The sequence below is a fragment of the Salinihabitans flavidus genome, assembly GCF_900110425.1.
Lineage (GTDB): Bacteria > Pseudomonadota > Alphaproteobacteria > Rhodobacterales > Rhodobacteraceae > Salinihabitans > Salinihabitans flavidus.
This window is the reverse complement of sequence record NZ_FODS01000022.1, coordinates 34,791-53,960: the sequence shown is the minus strand read 5'-3', so window position 1 is coordinate 53,960 and position 19,170 is coordinate 34,791. Positions and strand designations below refer to the sequence as shown.

At 63.0% G+C, this 19,170-nt stretch carries 20 protein-coding genes; 8 read left to right on the top strand and 12 right to left on the bottom strand.

Going from position 1 to position 19,170, the window contains the following annotated elements:
* Nucleotides 1-86: 86 nt before the first annotated feature.
* The 5 genes from BMW66_RS15560 to BMW66_RS15540 all read right to left on the bottom strand — a co-directional run bounded on the left by BMW66_RS15560 (nucleotide 87) and on the right by BMW66_RS15540 (nucleotide 4,046).
* Entirely contained in the window at nucleotides 87-773 is a 687-nt protein-coding gene (locus BMW66_RS15560) for an OmpA family protein (RefSeq protein ID WP_093119826.1), read from the bottom strand.
* Between the two features lie 5 nt (nucleotides 774-778).
* Nucleotides 779-2,206, bottom strand: a complete 1,428-nt coding sequence (locus BMW66_RS15555; RefSeq protein WP_093119833.1) for a type II and III secretion system protein family protein — start codon at nucleotides 2,204-2,206, stop codon at nucleotides 779-781.
* Nucleotides 2,207-2,493: 287 nt separating this feature from the next.
* Nucleotides 2,494-3,357 (bottom strand): Flp pilus assembly protein CpaB, encoded by an 864-nt coding sequence (cpaB, locus tag BMW66_RS15550; protein ID WP_093119825.1) that lies wholly within the window; start codon nucleotides 3,355-3,357, stop codon nucleotides 2,494-2,496.
* A gap of 169 nt (nucleotides 3,358-3,526) precedes the next feature.
* Nucleotides 3,527-3,706, bottom strand: coding sequence for a Flp family type IVb pilin (locus BMW66_RS15545; protein ID WP_093119823.1), 180 nt, complete (start codon nucleotides 3,704-3,706; stop codon nucleotides 3,527-3,529).
* A gap of 160 nt (nucleotides 3,707-3,866) precedes the next feature.
* Nucleotides 3,867-4,046 (bottom strand): hypothetical protein, encoded by a 180-nt coding sequence (locus tag BMW66_RS15540; RefSeq protein ID WP_093119822.1) that lies wholly within the window; start codon nucleotides 4,044-4,046, stop codon nucleotides 3,867-3,869.
* A 629-nt stretch (nucleotides 4,047-4,675) separates the two neighbouring features.
* On the opposite strand from BMW66_RS15540, the gene BMW66_RS15535 reads away from it, so the two are divergent.
* Genes BMW66_RS15535 through BMW66_RS15525 form a run of 3 tightly spaced genes read left to right on the top strand, consistent with a single transcriptional unit; the run spans nucleotide 4,676 to nucleotide 7,124 of the window.
* Entirely contained in the window at nucleotides 4,676-5,299 is a 624-nt protein-coding gene (locus tag BMW66_RS15535; RefSeq protein ID WP_093119821.1) for an HAD-IA family hydrolase, read from the top strand.
* Nucleotides 5,296-6,207: an ornithine cyclodeaminase family protein gene (locus tag BMW66_RS15530; protein WP_093119819.1), complete on the top strand. Its 912-nt coding sequence runs from the start codon at nucleotides 5,296-5,298 to the stop codon at nucleotides 6,205-6,207. The genes BMW66_RS15535 and BMW66_RS15530 overlap by 4 nt, the downstream gene beginning before the upstream one ends.
* The gene (locus tag BMW66_RS15525; RefSeq protein WP_245729507.1) at nucleotides 6,204-7,124 is read left to right on the top strand and encodes an alpha/beta fold hydrolase; all 921 of its coding nucleotides are present in this window, start codon (nucleotides 6,204-6,206) and stop codon (nucleotides 7,122-7,124) included. The genes BMW66_RS15530 and BMW66_RS15525 overlap by 4 nt, the downstream gene beginning before the upstream one ends.
* Here BMW66_RS15525 and BMW66_RS15520 read toward each other — a convergent pair.
* Entirely contained in the window at nucleotides 7,121-8,359 is a 1,239-nt protein-coding gene (locus BMW66_RS15520) for an MFS transporter (protein WP_093119818.1), read from the bottom strand. The genes BMW66_RS15525 and BMW66_RS15520 overlap by 4 nt on opposite strands.
* 135 nt (nucleotides 8,360-8,494) lie before the next feature.
* On the opposite strand from BMW66_RS15520, the gene zapE reads away from it, so the two are divergent.
* Nucleotides 8,495-9,559, top strand: coding sequence for a cell division protein ZapE (gene zapE / locus BMW66_RS15515; protein ID WP_093119816.1), 1,065 nt, complete (start codon nucleotides 8,495-8,497; stop codon nucleotides 9,557-9,559).
* Between the two features lie 157 nt (nucleotides 9,560-9,716).
* On the opposite strand, the gene BMW66_RS15510 is transcribed toward zapE, so the two are convergent.
* The 6 genes from BMW66_RS15510 to sfsA form a co-directional block, all read right to left on the bottom strand.
* Nucleotides 9,717-10,211, bottom strand: coding sequence for an RNA pyrophosphohydrolase (locus BMW66_RS15510; RefSeq protein ID WP_093119814.1), 495 nt, complete (start codon nucleotides 10,209-10,211; stop codon nucleotides 9,717-9,719).
* A 75-nt stretch (nucleotides 10,212-10,286) separates the two neighbouring features.
* Nucleotides 10,287-11,621, bottom strand: coding sequence for a S41 family peptidase (locus BMW66_RS15505; RefSeq protein WP_093119813.1), 1,335 nt, complete (start codon nucleotides 11,619-11,621; stop codon nucleotides 10,287-10,289).
* Between the two features lies 1 nt (nucleotide 11,622).
* Nucleotides 11,623-12,771, bottom strand: a complete 1,149-nt coding sequence (locus BMW66_RS15500) for a murein hydrolase activator EnvC family protein (RefSeq protein WP_093119812.1) — start codon at nucleotides 12,769-12,771, stop codon at nucleotides 11,623-11,625.
* Entirely contained in the window at nucleotides 12,768-14,288 is a 1,521-nt protein-coding gene (gpmI, locus tag BMW66_RS15495; protein ID WP_093119811.1) for a 2,3-bisphosphoglycerate-independent phosphoglycerate mutase, read from the bottom strand. Before gpmI ends, BMW66_RS15500 begins: the two co-directional genes overlap by 4 nt.
* A gap of 125 nt (nucleotides 14,289-14,413) precedes the next feature.
* On the bottom strand, nucleotides 14,414-15,220 hold the full coding sequence (map, locus tag BMW66_RS15490; protein WP_093119830.1) for a type I methionyl aminopeptidase: 807 nt from the start codon (nucleotides 15,218-15,220) through the stop codon (nucleotides 14,414-14,416).
* A 158-nt stretch (nucleotides 15,221-15,378) separates the two neighbouring features.
* Nucleotides 15,379-16,083, bottom strand: a complete 705-nt coding sequence (gene sfsA / locus BMW66_RS15485) for a DNA/RNA nuclease SfsA (protein ID WP_093119810.1) — start codon at nucleotides 16,081-16,083, stop codon at nucleotides 15,379-15,381.
* A gap of 46 nt (nucleotides 16,084-16,129) precedes the next feature.
* Between sfsA and BMW66_RS15480 the strand changes: the two genes are divergently transcribed.
* From BMW66_RS15480 to BMW66_RS15465, 4 genes are read left to right on the top strand one after another with little or no spacing between them, the layout of a single operon-like run.
* Nucleotides 16,130-16,849 carry a competence/damage-inducible protein A gene (locus BMW66_RS15480; RefSeq protein ID WP_093119829.1) on the top strand — a complete coding sequence of 240 codons (720 nt, stop codon included), beginning with the start codon at nucleotides 16,130-16,132 and terminating at the stop codon, nucleotides 16,847-16,849.
* Nucleotides 16,846-17,571, top strand: a complete 726-nt coding sequence (locus BMW66_RS15475; RefSeq protein ID WP_093119808.1) for a GNAT family N-acetyltransferase — start codon at nucleotides 16,846-16,848, stop codon at nucleotides 17,569-17,571. The genes BMW66_RS15480 and BMW66_RS15475 overlap by 4 nt, the downstream gene beginning before the upstream one ends.
* 15 nt (nucleotides 17,572-17,586) lie before the next feature.
* The gene (locus BMW66_RS15470) at nucleotides 17,587-18,159 is read left to right on the top strand and encodes a peroxidase-related enzyme (RefSeq protein ID WP_093119807.1); all 573 of its coding nucleotides are present in this window, start codon (nucleotides 17,587-17,589) and stop codon (nucleotides 18,157-18,159) included.
* Nucleotides 18,156-19,124, top strand: a complete 969-nt coding sequence (locus BMW66_RS15465) for an OmpA family protein (RefSeq protein ID WP_093119805.1) — start codon at nucleotides 18,156-18,158, stop codon at nucleotides 19,122-19,124. Before BMW66_RS15470 ends, BMW66_RS15465 begins: the two co-directional genes overlap by 4 nt.
* The last annotated feature ends 46 nt before the right edge of the window (nucleotides 19,125-19,170 follow it).

The window sequence follows — 19,170 nt, the reverse complement described above, 5'->3', positions numbered from 1 at the left end:
GTGGCGCTCCCGTGACGAACTTGTCCCATAATGCTTCCTTCCATTCCCGAGAAAGGATCGCACCATCAAACCATGGGATCAAACACCTAGGGGCCCCCACCATCGGTCGAGCTTGCAATGCTGATCTGGGAGAGCGTCGATGCAGGCTGAGCGCTCTGGACATATTCACGGTAGATAACCTGAGCGTATTTGCCATCCATTATCGTGGGATGGCGTTCGACGAAACCTGACACCTCGGTTACCGTGCGCCGGTTGCGCCGTTCGCGTCCCTCGGTGACGATCAGGGGTTTCGTTTCCCCGAATGAAGCCACCGCCTCAAGCCGTGAGCGACTTATACCCTGTGTGCCGAGATAGCTGACCACCGCATTGGCGCGACGCAGCCCGAGCCGCTTGTTATAGGCTTCGGAGCCGACCAGATCGGTATGGCCATAAACGCGAAAGCGCGCTTCGGGGAACTGTCTGATCCAGTCCGCCTGCTGGCGCAGGATGGCCCGAGCATTCTGGTCGAGAACAGCGCTATCGAAGGCGAAGGTGATCTTGCTTGGCACCTCTTCGGCAAAACGACGCGCCAGAGCGACGGTATACTGCTTCTCACCGGACATGATCGCGGCGTTGTTCGCCGTTGCCGCGCCGAAGTGCCCCTCGGTGTCGAGTACGGCACCAGATTCGCGGAAGAATGAGGTCATCACAGGATCTGCGCTCTTTACGCAGCCACTCACAACCAAGGTTCCCAGGATCGTCAGGGAAAGGGAAAGTTTTGTCTGCACCCGCATGCCCCCTATTCCATCACATAGCCGTAGGAGCCATTGAAATCCTGCCGCGCGACTTCGCCTGCGGCGCCCAGTTTGGGACGGGTATCGTTGGCTGTTCGGCCAAACATAAAGAGATCCTTCTCGCTTGGAGGCTTCACTCTGTCAGTCGGTAGCGCCAATGCCTCCCCCCGTGTCGGGGTAACAAGGTGGGCTGTGACGATAATCACCAGTTCCGATTGCGCGCGCTGGTAATCGGCGCTTCGGAAGAGAGCGCCCAAAATCGGGATGTCGCCAAGCCAGGGGATCTGACCGGCGCTATCCTGAAAGTCGTCTTGCAACAGACCGGCAATGGCAAAGCTCTCGCCGTCGCGCAGTTCCACCGTGGTGGAGGCCTCGCGTCGCTTGAAGGCGTTGATCGTGAAAGAGCCATCCGAAAAGCTGTTGCTGGTGTCGATGCCGGATACCGCAGCGCCCATTTCAAGATTTATCAGATCACCGTCTATCACACGCGGCACAAAGTTGAGTTCCACGCCGAAGCGCTTGAACTCCACCGAAACGGTGCCTGTATCCTGACTGACCGGAACAGGATACTCACCGCCTGCAAGGAACGACGCCTCCTGTCCGGAAAGTGCGGTCAGGTTCGGCTCTGCAAGGGTACGCACAACCCCTTTTGTTTCCAGGGCTTCAAGAAGGATGCCCACTTCGACCGCACCGGCGTTGAACCCGAACTGGATGGCGCCGAGATTGGAATTGCTGGCCGGAACCGCGCCACCGAGCGCATTGGAGATCGCCCCTGAGGTTGTTGTCGTACCAGTACCACCAGTCAATCCGAGGTTATTGCTCAGCACGGACCCGTCAAGTGACAGCGAACTGGAAAGCGATTTGGACACCGACCGCTGCATCTCCGCAAACCGGACCTTGAGCATGACCTGCTGCACACCGCTTACACTCATCAGGTTGGATACCCGTTCCGGAGCGTAGCGTTCCGCAAGATCGAGCGCGCGCTGCAACCGCTGCGTCGAGGACACCGTGCCGGACAGCACGATGCCGTCATTGGCGGTGCGCACCTCGATTTTTTCGCCTGGCATGATTTGACGCAGACGCTCCTTGAATTCCGATACATCGGCCGCGACGCGCACGTTCACATTGGTAATCAGGCGCCCGCTGCCATCAAGCAGAGTTAAAGTGGTCAGGCCCGGGGATTTCCCAAGCACATATATGGTGCGGTCCGAGAGCGATGAAATATCGGCAATCGACGGGTTGGCAATACTGAGCTCGGCAAAGGGTGTCTCGCTTTCGACGACCACAGCGCGATTCACCGGAACGTTGAGAGTTGCCTCTGTACCGCTACGCAGGATATTGAGCGATTGGGCATGCGCCGCCCCATCGCCCAACGGGCAAAGCGCCACGGACAGACCCAACAGGGCGCCCGATAAGAAAAAACGAAATGTCATGTGACCTGCCTCTCCGATCACGTTTGCAATACGGATCTTTTGTCCGTCTATTGGGCCAATCTGCGCTATCCGGCGTTTTTTTGCAAGAATCAATGACTTCCGGCACTGGCTTTATGTGGATAAGCCGCAACAGCGCCATACCGCCCATGATCTGATATTGGCGTTAAGCTCTTGAAACCGGGGGCTATTCACGATTTCACCCGGCGCCGACCATTGGGTCGGATTGCCGGGTGAAACAGGCTGGAGTCTCGCATCAACCGATCGTCCACGTTGAAAAACCATGGGGATCAGTTGGTACAGGGGATCGGGATCTCCACCACTTCGGAGCCTCGGCGGGTTCGGATCGTGCAGACCTTTTCCTTTTCCACCGGGGCTGGCGCCTCGGCGCGCTCTGCAATCCCGAGCAGACTGCGTTGATTTATTTCGATGGCGCTTGAGATTGTGTCATCCTGCGCCCCGACAAGCGACAGCGACAGCCGCCCGCTGCTTTGGGCCTGCGCAAGCCCGGCCACATCCTGCGGCGTGGCGGAGACGGTGACAGTGCGCGCGATTGTTCCGGCGTCGAGATCCTGGTTGGCACTCTGATCAACGGCGATAAGCCGTAGCCCCGGAAAGATCAGCTTGGTCACCTCACTGTCGGTATTCGCGCCGCCATCACCCGGTACGCGGCCGGTCCAGTACACATCCACCCGGTCGCCGGGACGCAAGAATCCCGAAACGCCGCTGGCCACATCGACGCGAATCGCAAAGGCGCGCATTCCGCGTTCGAGCCGCGCTGTGATACCGGCATCTTCACCCGGTCGTGTCACTTTCTTGCTCAGGATCGCCTCGTTCTTCTCCATAGAGCGCATCACAGAGCGCAGGCGCGCTTCGCCTTCGGGAAAGAGGTCGTCCATCGTTCCGAACACCCCCTCCGGCACAGAGGACTTTGGCCATTTGACCTTGCGTACATCCGCCTGTTTGATCTCCTCACCGTAGTTCAGCGGGCGATCGGCCACGAACACCTCGACCGTTTCGATTGCCGGCTTGCGCTCCGCCCGCTCCTTCGCCAGGGCAGCCTGATACCCTTCGATATAGTTCTGGGCCATGTAGACCGCGAAACCGGCCAGACCGAGGCCGATCAGCAGGACCACTGCAAACATCATACGCATGAAATCACCTCGTGTCGCCTTTGGACGGACGCGAAAGGATCGCCGCACGCCCGCAGATTCAGATTATCAAAACAGTGTGTTGCCCGATTGTGGCCAAAAGACGAAAACGGCGGGTCAATTCCGGGGTTATCCGCACTGAAGCCGCCCAAGATCGGTTCAGACCTACGGGTCAGTTCGCGCGGTCGCGGATCGTATCGCCGGTTGTGGTCGCCAATTCGGTTGCCTCGGTGCCGATCAGTGCAAAAACAGCAAGGCTAAGCGCCACGACACCGGCAGTGATCACCACCCAGTCCACAGTGACAGCGCCGCGTTCATTGCGGTGGAATCTGGTAAGAAAACGTTTCAACATATCACCTACTCTTGGGAGTTGCCTTCTGTCCAGAGACTACCGAGTTTGTAAGCGGTCGCGCCTCAGCACTGGCTCGGCCTTAGGGTCGAAGGATAAAAAGGGGCCATACCACTTATGGGTAGGGCCCCTTTCTTGATATTCATCAGGGATCGACGGACTATTAGAAGTCGTTTTGCCCACCGATTTCAGTGGCTGCCGCGTCAGCAAGTGTTTGAGTGTTGCTCTCGATGGCGGTGTAGGCCGCCACGGCCAGGCCAACCACGGCTGCGGTCAGAACGACCCAGTCAACCGTCACGGCACCGTCTTCGTCTTTGCGGAAGTTTTTGATGAACTTGATCATGGTTTTGTCCCTCCAAAGGATCAGTTGCGTTTTAAGTTCACCTTACCGGGAAGGTTGTGGGCTGCCTCTCTCAATCGCCCGTTCCCGACTTGGTATGAGCATATATAGCCCGGGGATTGGGGCATGATTTAGGCACGAATGGCTCCTTTTTGCATCGCTGAAAAATTTGCCCTGTTTTTCGTTTAAATATATGATTTTAAATGCTTTAAAATCTTGAATGACTCACCCATTAGGCGAGTGGCGCTAAAATTTCCATGAGAATCGCCCGCATATCCGAAGCCCTCCGAAGGAAAACGACCGGCTCGCCTTGATGAAAGGCACACTTGTCCGCATGAGGTTGGCAGGCCGTAAATGGGCCGGCCCCATCTATATCTGACACGGTATCAATGACGTGACAATGCGCGGGCGGCACCAAGGGCCAATGTTGAACTACGACGTTCCCGCATGGGGCGGAATGGAAGCGCGACAGGTTCGGGCCCGACTGCGTCCAGGCGTTGCGCCTGGCATCGATTCCACCGCGGCCGAGCGGGGCTCGCTCGACTTGATGTGGTCGCACCACGTGACCTGAAATCGGTTTTCAGTTATCGGGATGCGCTTTAGGCTTCGGATATGACCGGACGGGAAGAGCTATGACCAGGATCGAGGCAGTGGTGTTCGACATCGGCAATGTGCTGATCGAATGGCGACCGGAACGCTTTTACGACCGCGTGATAGGAGAGGCGCGGCGGCGCGAGATGTTTGCGGCGCTGGATCTGCATGAAATGAACAACGTTGTGGATCGCGGCGGTCATTTCTCCGAGACGATCCATGCCTTTGCAGCGGCCAATCCGGGCTGGCATGACGAGATCATGATGTGGCACGACAACTGGATCGAGCTCGCCAGCCCCGCGATTGATCACTCTGTCCGCCTGCTCCGGGCGCTGCGGCGGCGGGGGGTGCCCGTGTTCACACTGACGAATTTCGGCGTGCAGAATTACCCCTATGCCGCCGGTCATTATCCATTCCTGGAGGAATTCGACCGGCACTATATCTCGGGCCACATGAAGGTGATCAAGCCTGACCCGAGGATTTATGAGATGGTCGAAGAGGATTGCGGGATCGCGCCGGATCGGCTTCTGTTTGCCGATGACAGGAAGGACAACATCACTGCGGCCGCCGCGCGCGGCTGGCAGGTGCATCATTTCACCGAACCGCAGGGCTGGGCCGGGCGGCTGGTGTCCGAAGGATTGTTGAGCAGGGAGGAGGCGCAATGACCACCATCATCCCCTTTGACGAGGGCGAGGCGAATCTTGACTGGATCGGGCTGACCGATGCGCTGGCCGCGGGGCACGGGCTGCCGAAGGCGGAGATATCCGACGGGCTACTTTATCGGGGCGAAGATACGCTCTTGCAGCGGCAGGCGTGGATTGACGGACTCGGCATCGGGGTGAAGTCGGCCACGATCTTTCCCGGCAATCCGGGGCGGGGCGTGCCGATGGTCAACGGCGCGATGACGCTGTTTGACGATACCCAGGGGACATTGGCGGCGGTTGTCGACTTTCATCTTGTGACGAAGTGGAAAACCGCTGGCGACAGCCTTCTGGCGGCGCGGCGATTGGCACGGTCGGATGCGCGCGAGATCCTGATCGTGGGGGCGGGAACCGTCGGGCATAATCTGCGCGCGGCCTATGGCGCGGCCTTTCCGCGGGCGCGGTTCACCGTCTGGAACCGGACGCGCGCGAGGGCCGAGGAGATGGCGTCGCGGTTTGACGGCATGGCGGTAGTGGAGGATCTGGAGGAGGCCGTTAAGGCCGCCGATATCGTGACCTGCGCCACCATGTCCACCGATCCAGTGCTGCGCGGAGAATGGCTTCGGCCCGGTCAACATGTCGACCTGATTGGCGCTTATCGTCCCGACATGCGCGAGGCGGACGATACCGCATTGCAGCGAGCACGACTCTTCGTGGACAGTTTCGACACCACGCTGGGCCATATCGGGGAGTTGAAGATTCCACTTGAGGCCGGGGCGATCGCGCGTTCCGACGTGGTGGCTGACTACTATGATCTCGCGGCTTTCGCGCGGCAATCGGATGACGAGATCACGCTGTTCAAGAATGGCGGGGGCGCGCATCTCGACCTGATGACGAGCCGCTATATTCTCGATCGCTGGCAGGCGTCGTGAACTGGGCACTGGCCTTGGCGGTGGCTGCGCTGGCCGCGCCCTACGGCATTGAGGCGCTGCGCAGGCCGATGGACGCGACGGCGCGCAAGGGGGCCGATGGGTCGCTCGCGCATCTGCGGCAGGGGGTGACGCATTACCGCTGGGACGGGCCGGAGAATGGGCCGGTCGCGGTTTGCATTCACGGGCTGACGACGCCACGCTATACCTATGACGGGCTCATACCGCACCTAGCCGATATGGGCTTTCGCGTGCTGAGCTATGACCTATACGGACGCGGCTTCTCGGATCGACCGTTTGGCCGTCAGGATGCGGATTTCTTTTGCCGGCAGCCTGAGGAGCTCTTGCGCGATCAAGAGATTGACGGGTCGGTGACGCTTATCGGCAATTCCATGGGGTCTGCCATTTCCACCGCCTTTGCCGCGCGGCATCCGGATCGGGTGCGACAGGTGGTACTGCTGGTGCCGGCCGGCATGGGCCATGAGCTTGGCATGGTCGCGAAGATCGCGCAGAGGGTGCCGGGGATCGGGGACTGGCTCATTCAAGCGCTATATCCCCGCACGCTTCGCAAGGGGAGCGCGGCAGAGCGGGACACCCCAGGCACCGTGCCCGGCATCGCGGACCGGCAGGTTGCCGAGTTGCGCTATCGCGGGCTGCTGCGATCCGTGACCGCATCATTGCGCGGGATGTTGAGCCCCACGCAGGACGCGGAGCATCGCGCCGTGCACGCGGCGGGCGTGCCTGTCATCGCCGTCTGGGGCGCGCGGGACAGCGTGATCCCGATCACCTGCAAGGGGCGGCTGGAGAGCGCGAACCCCGATGCCGAACAGGTCGTGATCGACGATGCGGGGCATGGATTGGTTTACACCCATACACAGGATCTCGTGGAGCGTATCACCCCGGTGTTGAAAAAGGGTTAAGCGGGCGCGGGCATGGCGGCGGGGCGTTCGCGCACGGGCAGATGCACGATGGCGCTGAAGGCGCCGACGCCCACGCCGATCCACCAGACCATCGTGTAATCGCCGTAGATGTCATACATCCGCCCGCCCAGCCAGACGCCGAGAAAGCTGCCCAACTGGTGGCTGAAGAACACGATGCCATAAAGTGTGCCCATGTATCGTAGCCCATAAATATGCGCCACAAGCCCGGAGGTGAGCGGCACGGTGGCCAGCCACAGCGCCCCCATCGCCACGGAAAACACGATCACCGAGGTTGGCGTGATCGGCAGCAGGATGAACCCTGCCGCGATAATGGTGCGCCCGGTATAGATCGCCGCCAGAAGGTATTTCTTGGAATATCGTTTGCCCAGCCAGCCAGCGAAGAGCGTACCGGCGATATTGGCCAGGCCGATGATCGCGATGGCCACGGCGCCCAGCCGCGAGGTTGTCGTCACCCCGACAGAGGCGAGCGTGCCGGATGGGTCTATGGCGCCGCACATCTCTGTCACGAAGGCGGGGAAATGCGCGGTGACAAAGGCAAGCTGATACCCGCAGGAAAAGAACCCCAGGAAAATCAGCGTGTAGGACGGATCGCGGAAGGCACGCATGAGGATCGTGCCCATACTCTCTTCCAGCTCGGCCTTGCTGGCGACGGGCGCACGCATCAGCGGCAGCGTCAGCAGTGTCGCAAGGATCGCGGTGGCAAAGACAAGGAACGTCGCCTGCCATGTCAGGAAGGTGAGAAGATACTCGGCCACCGGCGCGCCGAAGACCTGCCCGGCAGAGCCGGCGGCGGTGGCGATGGCCAGCGACATGGAGCGGTTTTCATCGGAACTTGCCCGCCCGACCACGGCGAGGATGACTCCGAATCCCGTGCCCGCGACGCCGAACCCCACAAGGATTTCATAGAGTTGATGCGCCTGTGGCGATACGGCGAAGGATGACAACACCAGCCCGGCGGCATAGGTGAACGCGCCAAGGATGATGGCCTTGCGGTCGCCCACCCTCTCGGCAATTGCTGCAAAGATCGGCTGACCGATGCCCCATGCCAGATTCTGGATTGCGATGGCGAGGGAGAACTCTGCGCGCAGCCAGCCGAATTCCTCGGCGATGGGGATCTGGAACACGCCAAAGCTCGCCCGGATGGCGAAGGAAATCAGGATGATAACGCAACCGACCACAAGGACCGGGGTGAACAGGGGGGCACGCGCTTGCATGGGGGCTCCTTCGTGGTGGCCGAACTATTGCCAGAGCGGGCGGGATCGTCAATTCAGCAATTGTGTGGTGGGACGTGACGGAACGTTATGGCCGGCTGTCTTTTCACGCGGTCACGCGCGGGGTAGGAAGGCCATATGACAACGATACCAGAGCTTTACGCCCGGGCCGTCGAAGCCGGTGAGATCCACCCGGACCCGGCGCAGGAGGCGATCCTGCCCGAGTTCGAGCGCATTCGCGCGGCACTGGCGGTGCCGGTGAAGAAGGGCTGGTTCAGGCGGGCGACGCCGGAGCCGGTGAAGGGTCTATATCTCTGGGGCGGGGTCGGGCGCGGCAAGTCGATGCTCATGGACCTGTTTGCCGAGGCGGTCGAGGTGCCCAAACGCAGGGTGCATTTTCACGCCTTCATGCAGGAGATCCACGCCGGGATGCACGCCGCCCGGCAGAGCGGAGTGGAGGACGCGATCGCCCCGGTGGCGACGATGGTGGCCGAGCAGCTGCGCCTTCTGGCCTTCGACGAAATGCACATTTCCGACATCACCGATGCGATGATCGTGGGGCGGTTGTTCGAGGCACTTTTCGCCGCCGGGGTGACGGTTGTGACGACATCGAACCGGCCGCCCGATGATCTTTACAAGGATGGGTTGAACCGGCAGCTTTTCGTCCCGTTCATAGATATCCTGAAGCGGAACGTCGCGGTGCGGGAACTGACAAGCCCGCGTGATTACAGGCAAAATCGCCTGTCGGATCGGGATGTGTATTTCGTCCAGGCCGGCACGGAGGCGCGGGCGGTGATGCGGGAAATCTGGGAGGATCTGGCCGGGGGGCCGGGTGAGCCGCTGGTGCTGACGGTGAACGGGCGCAAGGTCGAGGTGCCCGAATACCGCAACGGCGTGGGCCGGGCGCGATTTTTCGATCTGTGCGGGCGAATGCTCGGCCCGGCCGACTACCTTGCGATCGCACAGGCGCTTCGGGTGCTCGTGCTGGAGGACATCCCCCGCCTGAGCCGCAATAACTTCAATGAAGCCAAGCGGTTCGTTACACTGATCGACGCGCTTTACGAGGCGAAGGTGCGGCTGATCTGTTCGGCCGCAGCGGAGCCGGAAATGCTCTATGTCGAGGGCGAAGGCAGCTTCGAGTTCGAGCGCACGGCGAGCCGGTTGCGGGAAATGCAGAGCGCGGATTGGGCGAATCAGGGTTAATTGGCTGATTTTATTGAAAAAGAGGTTTCGGTATCACGTCGGTAAAACGTCGGTATTACGTCGGTATTGAAAACCGATCCGCGCCCCCGTGGGCGTGATAAACGGGGCGCGCGTTGCATTTTGAGTAATTTTCAAAGGTGAAACTGCGGGCGGGGCGTCAGCTGTCACTCGCCAGATGGGCGGCGAAAGCGTCGAGCACTTGCTGGTAAACCTCGCGCTTGAAGGGCACGATCCGGTCAATCAGCTCTGACGGGGGAAGCCAGCGCCATTCGGTGAACTCGGGGTGATCCCCGTCGATCCTTATGTGATCGTCGCGGCCGTGAAAGCGCATCAGGAACCATTTCTGTTCCTGACCGCGAAAACGCCCCTTCCAGATGCGCGGCACGATCTCGGTCGGCAGGTCGTAGAACAGCCAGCCATCGGTTTCGGCCTCGACAGTGACAAGGGATGGGGAAACGCCTGTTTCCTCTTCCAGCTCGCGCAGGGCGGCGGTGCGGGCGTCCTCCCCCTCGTCGATGCCGCCTTGTGGCATCTGCCACGCGGGCATGTCGGTGTCGTGCCGCTGTCCGACGAACACCTGACCCGCCTCGTTCACGAGCATGACGCCGACATTTCGGCGATACGGAAGTCGGGCGATGTCGTCGGGGGTCATCTGTCCTGCCGGGTATCGTGCTGGAAAGGCGTCGAGCGCCCCTCCCCCGCGCCGTGCGGAGGAGGGGCTGACGCCTCAGTTTCTCGAGCCGAGCGCAGTCATGCCGCGCAGGAGGTCGATGGCATAGGCGAGTTGGTAATCCTCTTCGCGGAGTTTCGTTGCGGCCTCTGCGCGCGCACGATCCTCTTCGATCTGGCGGATTTCATCCTCGCTCAGGCTGTCGTTGTTGAGCCGGCCGCGCAGATCCGCCTCGGTGCGGGGGGCGCGGGAGGTGCTTTCCTCCTCGTCTTCCTCGCCGGGGGTGCGACGCGGCTGCGGCACGACGATATCGGGCGAGACGCCAAGCGCCTGAATGGAGCGACCCGACGGGGTATAGTAGCGCGAGGTGGTCAGGCGCATCGCGCCATCCCCGCGCAGCGGCATCACCGTCTGCACAGAGCCCTTGCCGAAACTCTTGGTGCCCACCACCACCGCGCGGCGGTGATCCTGAAGCGCCCCGGCGACAATCTCGGAGGCCGAAGCGGAGCCGCCGTTGATCAGCACCACGATGGGTTTGCCCTCGCTCAGATCGCCCGGCGTGGCGTTGTAGCGTTCGCCGTCCGTCGCGCGGCCACGGGTGGACACGATCTCTCCGGCGTCGAGAAAGGCGTCGGAGACCTTGATCGCCTGTGTCAGAAGCCCGCCGGGGTTGTTGCGCAGGTCGAGAACGATGCCGGAGATATTGTCAAAACCGCCCGCGGCCTCGACCTGTTCGGCGAGTCCTTCTTCGAGATTCTCCATGGTCTGGTCGTTGAAGGTGGTCACACGCAGCACCACGGTATCGCCTTCGGTCCGCGAGCGCACGGCGACAAGCTTGATCGTGTCGCGGATGATCGAAACGTCGAAGGGTTCGGGCGAACCTTCACGCACGACGGTGATCACGATCTCGGAGCCGACCGGCCCGCGCATCAGATCCACCGCCTCATCGAGGGTGAGGCCGAGCACCGATTCGCCGTCCACATGGGTGATGAAATCGCCCGCTTCGACGCCTGCGGCATCGGCGGGGGTGCCGTCGATCGGCGAGACCACCTTCACGAAGCCCTCTTCCTGCGTGACCTCGATGCCGAGGCCGCCAAACTCTCCGCGCGTCTGCACGCGCATCTGGTCCGCGGCGTCGGGCGACAGGTAGGACGAATGGGGATCGAGCGAGGTGAGCATGCCGTTGATCGCGGCCTCAATCAACTCTCCTTCGTCCACATCCTCAACGTATTGCGCGCGGATGCGTTCGAAAATGTCCCCGAACAGGTCAAGCTGTTCATAGACGCTGCTGGTGCGTGCGCTGTCCTGCGCCAGAAGCGGGCCGGCCACTTGCGTGGTGGCCAGAAGCCCGGCCAGGGTGCCGCCCAACGCGGCGACGACGAATTTCCTCATCTCAACCTTCCTTGTCTGTGCGGAACCATGTTTCGGGGTCCACGGGCGTCTTGCCCTCTCTCACTTCCAAATAGAGCGTTTCCGACCTGTCTTGACCAGTGCCCTCACTCGACTGTGACAGGATTGCGCCTATACCGGGGTCATGTCCACCCATCAGCCCCACGGGAGAGCCTTCGGGGAGAACATCGCCGGTAGACCCGAACACGCTGTCGAGCCCGGCCAGTACGAACATCAGATCAGGCTGCGGTTCAAGGATCATCACGTTGCCGTAGTCGAGAAGCGGGCCGCGATAGCGAATCGTCGCCGCCGTGGGCGTGGTGACGAGCGCATTGGGCCGCGTGGCGAGCACGAGGCCGGGGCGGCGGATGCCGGCGGCGTCCGCTTCTCCCGCGCGGCGCAGCACATTGGCCTGCACCGGCAGGGGCAATTCGCCCTTGCGGTCGGTGATGTCGGACACCTCGCCGTCGTTCGTATCGCCCTGAGGGTCGATTTCGGCCAGCCCGCTGGCGAAGCCTTCGAGCGTTTCAGTCGAGGCGATGAGAAGCGCGGTCTTGATCGGGTCTTCGGAAAAGCGTTTGGGCAGGTCGGTGCGGTTGGCAATCGCCTGGCTGAGCGCGGTGCGGGCGTCCTGCACGCCGGTGAGCCCCTCTTGAAGGGTTTGGGCCGCGCCCTGCTGCAACTGGCGCAGGATCATCACCTCCTGCAGGTCGCTGCGCAGCCGGGCAGCGCCGGAGTCCAGCGCCGGAGTGATGTCCGCGAGGATCATGCCAGAGCGTGCTGTGCCCGTCGGCCCGCCGGGATGCAGGAAAAGCGTCGGAGAGGTATCCTTGCCGATTGTGAGAAGCGCCCCCAGCAGGCGGGCGATCTCCGTCTCGCGGGCCTTGAGTTCGCGGGCAAGCTGCCGTTCGCGGATCGTGGCGCGGCGCAGGCTGTCGCGCAGGGCCTCCAACCCGGCCTCGAAGGCGAGCACGGTTTCGGTCAGGGCGCTGACGCGGTCGCGGGCGTCCTGTGCCTCGTCAAGCGCGACGGAGGCGCCCTCGAGTTGGTCGGCCGCCGCGCGCGCGGCTTCTGCCGGATCGGTCGCGGCCGGCGCGGCCTGGGCGGCGAGCGTCAGGACGAGCGGCAGCAGAAGGGCGCGAAGGCGTCTCATTTCAGGATCAGGCTTTCCCCGGTCATCTCCGGGGGTTTGTCCAGCCCCATCAAATCGAGCAGCGTGGGGGCGAGATCGGCAAGCCGCCCGCCGCGCAGGCGTGCGCCCGCCGGGCCGCCAACAAGGATCACCGGCACCGGGTTGGTGGTATGCGCGGTGTGTGGCCCGCCGGTTTCGGGATCAGTCATGGTTTCGCAGTTGCCGTGATCGGCGGTAACGATCATCGCGCCGCCCGCCGCTTCGAGCGCCTCTTTCACCTTGCCAAGGCCGCGATCCACCGCCTCGCAGGCGCGCATCGCCGCGGCCAGATCGCCGGTGTGGCCCACCATGTCGGGATTGGCGTAATTGGTCACGATGAGATCGTAGCCCGCACCGATGGCGGCGACGAATTTCTCTGTCACCTCATGGGCGGACATCTCCGGTTGCAGGTCGTAGGTCGCCACCCGGGGCGAGGGAGGCATGCAACGGTCCTCTCCGTCCTCGGGGGCTTCCTCGCCGCCGTTGAGAAAGAAGGTGACATGCGGGTATTTCTCGGTCTCGGCCAGCCGGTATTGCCGAAGGCCATGCCTGGCCACCCATTCGCCCAGCGTGTTCACGATCTCCTGCTTGGGATAAGCGGTTGTCATGTAGGTGCTGTGATCGGCGGAATAGTCCACCATGCCGAGCAGGGCGGCCAGATCGGGGCGGCGACCGGTGTCGAAGGCGTCAAAGCCCGGTTGCCCGATGGCGGCGAGGATCTCACGCGCCCGATCGGCGCGGAAGTTCAGGCAGAAGACGCCATCGCCGTCCCGCACGCCGGTATAATCCCCGATCACGGTGGCGGTGATGAATTCATCGGTTTCAGAGCGGTTGTAGGCGTTGCTGATGGCGGCCTGCGCGGTGGCGGCATGCAGGCCCTGCCCTTGGATCATGGCAGCGAAAGCCTCGGCCACGCGGTCCCAGCGGTTGTCGCGGTCCATCGCGAAATAGCGGCCGGTCACGGTGCCGATACGGGCGCAGTCGGGCACCGCCTCTTCCAGCTGCGCGAGATAGGAGAAGGCCGACTTCGGTGCCACGTCACGGCCGTCGGTGATGGCGTGCAGCACCACGGGCACCCCTGCCCCGCTGATCACCCGCATCGCGGCGAGGATGTGGTTGATATGCCCGTGCACCCCACCGTCGGAGAGCAGCCCCATCAGATGCGCGGTGCCCCCCGTTTTCTTCAGTCGGGCGATGAAATCGGCAAGAGCGGGATTGTCGAAGAACGATCCGTCCTCGATCGCGAGGTCGATCTGGCCGAGATCCATCGCCACCACGCGGCCCGCGCCGATATTGGTGTGCCCAACCTCGGAATTGCCCATCTGCCCGCTCGGCAGGCCGACGTCGGGGCCATGGGTGATCAGCGTGGCATGGGGGCAGCTGGCCATCAGCGCGTCGAACACCGGCGTGTCGGCGAGCGCGGGGGCGTTCGCCTCGGTCTCTTCACGCAGACCCCAGCCATCGAGAATGCACAAGGCGACGGGTTTCGGCGTGATCATTGGGGACTCCGGTCTGGTTGTTGCCGGGGTTCTAGCCTGCCCGCACCGGTGATTGAACCGATTTCTGGCGCGGGGCTGTGATTTGGCGCCCGCGCGCCGGTGGATCCATCATGAGGAAACGGCGTTCAGCCGAACGTCGGATGAAACTTGCCTGCCGGGGACAGCGTGAAGATGTCCGCGCCATCGCTCGTCACGCCGACGGAATGCTCGAACTGCGCCGAGAGCGATTTGTCCCGCGTCACGGCGGTCCAGTCATCGGAGAGCACCTTGGTTTCGGGGCGGCCGAGGTTCACCATCGGCTCGATGGTGAAGAACATCCCCTCCTCCAGCCGCGCGCCGGAACCCGGACGACCGTAGTGCAGCACGTTGGGGGGCGCATGAAACACCCGGCCCAGCCCGTGGCCGCAGAAATCGCGCACCACCGACATGCGGTTGCCTTCCACGAAGGTCTGGATCGCATGACCGATGTCGCCGAAGGTGTTGCCGGGCCTGACCGCCTCGATCCCGACCATCAGCGCGTCGTGGGTGACCTGAATGAGACGCTCGGCCTTGCGGGTGAGTTTTCCCGCGACATACATGCGCGAGGTGTCGCCATACCATCCGTCCACGATCACGGTCACGTCGATATTGAGGATGTCGCCATCTTTGAGCGTCTTCTCCCCGGGGATGCCGTGGCAGACGACGTGATTGACGCTGATGCAGCTTGCGTGCTGATAGCCGCGATAGCCGATGGTGGCCGATTTCGCACCGGCGGCGGTGATCTTTTCCTCGATGAGGCGGTCGATCTCTCCCGTCGACTGGCCGGGAAAGATATGCTCGGCAATCTCGTCCAGAATCCGGGCGGCTAGTTCCCCGGCCTTGTGCATGCCCGCGAAATCCGCCGGTTGGTAGAGTCTGATCCCTTCACGGGTCTGACGCCCCTTGCTTTTCATGAAACGGCTCCAAAACATCGAAATTGTGCTTTACTTAAGCGTTATTGACCGAAAGGGCCAGAGGGCCGCGCCGCGTTGCCGCATTTTGCACCTGCCCTTTCTTTGTTCAAAAAATACTCCCGCCGGAGGCGTCCGGCGCTCGTGTCCTTGTCCATCGCTCAGGGGACAAAGGGCAAGGGGGCGCCGATCTCGATCGATTCGGGTGTGATTGCGCAGCCATAGGCGAGCATCTCCACCCCTGCCCCGCGCGCGGCATCGCAGGCGGCGGTATAGGCCGGGTCGATATCCCCGGCGAGCTTCACCCGCACCGCATCCGTGCGCTGCACGAGATAGAACATCATGGCGCGGTGGCCAGAGCGGGCCATCGTCTGCAACTCCTGCAGGTGTCGGCGCCCGCGGTCCGTCACGCTGTCGGGAAATTCCGCCAGACCGGGGCGGCGCGAGAGGGTCACGCTCTTGACCTCGAGATAAAGATCAGGGCGGCCCGGCGCCGAGAGCAGGAAATCCACCCGGCTTTTCGTGCCATAGCGCACCTCGGGCCGCACTTGGTCATAGTTGGACAGATCCGGCAGCGCGCGCGCCTCCAGCGCTGCCTTCAGCGCGCGGTTCGGCAGCGATGTGTCCACCCCGGTGAAATGGCCGCTGTCATGCTCCACCAGCCGCCAGCCGTAGCGCAGTTTCTTCTTCGGGTCGTCGTTGGGCTCCAGCCAGATTCGGCTGCCCGGGTTGGCCAGTCCCATCATCGAGCCGGGGTTGGCGCAATGGGCAGTCACCTCCTCGCCGCTCTCGAGCCGGACGTCCGCGAGGAACCTTTTGTAGCGGCGGATCAGCACGGCCGGGATCAGAGGGGTTTGAAAGCGCATGAGCAGGGGCCTATACCTGCGACATAGCGCACGCAAGGAGATGCAGATGCCCAACCCAACCGCCGCCATGCTGGTCATCGGGGACGAGATCCTCTCGGGCCGGACCCGCGATGCGAACATGCATTATCTTGCCGGGGAGTTGACCAAGCACGGCATCGACCTTCGGGAGGTGCGGGTTGTTCCCGATGAGCGCGAGGCGATCATCGAGGCGCTGCGCGCGCTGAAAGCGGTGCATGATACCGTGTTCACCTCGGGCGGGATCGGGCCGACCCATGATGACATCACCGCCGATTGCGTGGCGGCCTGCTTTGGCGTTCCGATCGATGTGCGCGCCGATGCGCGGGCACTGTTGCAGGCGCACTATGACAGCACGGGACGCGAGTTGAACGAGGCACGTCTGCGCATGGCGCGTATCCCGGACGGGGCAACGCTGATCGAGAACCCGGTGTCGGTGGCGCCGGGGTTCAGCATCGGCAACGTGTATGTGATGGCCGGAGTGCCGTCGGTGTTCGAGGCGATGGTGGCGAGCATTTTGCCGACGCTGAGCGGGGGCGCACCGCTCTTGTCGCAGTCGCTGCGCATCATGCGCGGAGAGGGAGACATTGCCGGGCCGCTGGCTGGGCTGGCGCGGGAATTCCCCGACCTGTCCTTCGGCTCCTACCCGTTTCAGCAGGACGGCGTTCATGGCGCGCAGGTGGTGATCCGGGGCAGTGACGGGGCGCGCGTCGATGCCGCCATGACGCGACTGTCGGAGATCTTCGCATGAGGCGCCTGCCCACCGCGCACCGGCTTTACGAGGTGATCGAGGAAACCTGGCCGTCCGCGGGGCGCAGCCGGCAGGGGCCGTTCTTCATTCATGAAGGTCAGGGCGGCGGCAAGCGTGTGTCCGCCGCCGTGGCGCGCGGACCGGCAGAGCCGGGGGATATCCCCCCCGCCGAAGATGCCATGCGGTCGCTGGGGCAGGTGCCGTTATTCATGATCCGCGAGGGGGACGAGGCGCTCGACACACTGCTGGACAGGCTGGGCTACAGGGTGTTGGACCCGGTGAACATGTATGCCGCCCCGGCCGAGGCGATCGCCACCAAGCGCCCGCCGCGCACGGTTGCCATTCCGGCGTGGGAGCCGCTTCGGATCATGGAGGAGATCTGGGCCGATGGCGGCATCGGGCCCGGGCGGGTGGCCGTGATGCACCGGGCCTGCGAGCCCAAGACGGGGTTCGTCAGCCGTTGGCGCGACAGCCCGGCGGGCGCGGGTTTCGTGGCGATGTATGACGGGATCGCGATGGTTCACGCGCTGGAAATCCTTCCGTTTCAGCGACGCGAGGGGCTGGCCCGCTGGATGATGCAGCGCGCCGCATTCTGGACGCTGGAGGAGGGGGGGCATACGCTTTCGGTGGTCTGCACACGGGACAACGAAGGCGCCAATGCGCTCTATGCTTCCCTCGGCATGACGCTTGTGGGACAGTATCACTACAGACAGAAAACCTGAGACGAAGGCGCTTTCATGACTCAATCCGACCGGCCCACCGCGCTCGATCTGCCGATGGCGGACCCGCTGCCCGAGGCGACGCAGAAATATTTCGACATTTGTCAGGAGAAACTGGGCCTCGTGCCGAATGTCCTCAAGGCGTATGCCTTCGATGTTGACAAGCTCAATGCCTTTACTGGGATGTATAACGACTTGATGCTCGCCGATAGCGGTCTGAGCAAGCTGGAACGGGAAATGATCGCGGTGGTCGTCAGCTCGGCCAACCGCTGCTGGTATTGCCAGGTTGCGCATGGCGCGGCGGTGCGGCAACTTTCGGGAAAGCCGGAACTGGGCGAGGCGATGGTGATGAACTGGCGCTTTGCCGCTCTCGACGCGAAAGAACACGCCATGCTGTCCTTTGCAGAGAAGATCACCAGGGCCAGTTCCGAGATCGTGGAGGCGGACCGGCAGGCGCTGCGCAATGCCGGGTTCAGTGACCGCGACATCTGGGACATCGCCAACGTGGCGGGGTTTTTCAACATGACCAACCGCGTGGCCAGCGCCACCGGGATGCGCCCGAACGAAGAGTATCACGCACAGGCCCGATGATCCGGCGGTTTGTCATAGCCGCGGCGCTGTTCTGGCCGGAGATCGCGACGGCGCTACCGCTCGACCTGCCGCCCAGGGCGCGGCTGGCCCATGAGGAGATCGACGAGAGCGGCGGCTATGCGCTGCCGCTTGGACCGGCCGATGAGACCGGGGCGGTTCCGTCGCGCAGCGTGGAGGGGCAGACATCTCGTCAGGTCTGGCGCGTGGAGCAGGGCACGGTGTCGACCCGGCAGATCATGGCCGCGCTGCGGGAGCAGATCGTCGCCGCAGGCTGGGAGGTACTGCTCGACTGTCAGACCGAGGGCTGCGGCGGTTTCGATTTCCGGTTCGCCACCGAAGTGGTGGCCCCGCCGCGCATGTTCGTGGATCTGGCCGATTTTCGATTCCTTTCGGCGAGCCGCCCTGATGGGCCCGGGATCGAGGCGCTCAGCCTGCTGGTGAGCCGCACCGGGGGCGAGGCGCTGATTCAGGTCATTCACGTAGACCCCACATCCGTGAACTCGCGGAACGAAGCAGGGAGCGGCGCAGCGGCTGTGCCGGATGACAGTCAGAAACCGCCCGTGACCGGATCGCAGACACCGGGGGCGCTATCACTTGCGGAGGCGTTGATTGATCGGGGGCATGTGGTTCTGGGTGATCTTGTCTTCGAAACCGGAGCCTCGGCGCTCGGCGGTGGGACGTTCGACTCGCTGGATGCGCTGGCGACGTTTCTCAACGAGAACCCGGGCTATCGGGTCGCGCTTGTAGGCCATACCGATACGCTGGGAGGTTTGGATAACAATCTTGCCCTGTCGCGCCGGCGGGCCGAGGCGGTTCTGAATCGGCTGGTGGATCTGTACGGGATTCCGGCAGCGCGGATCGAGGCACACGGCATCGCGTGGCTCGCGCCCGCGGCGACCAATCTGACGGAGGCGGGCAAGAACGCGAACCGCAGGGTGGAGGCCGTGCTTTTGCCGGATGGCTAGGATCGGGGCGGCCGAAAAAAAGAAGGCCCGGACCACAGGTGGCCCG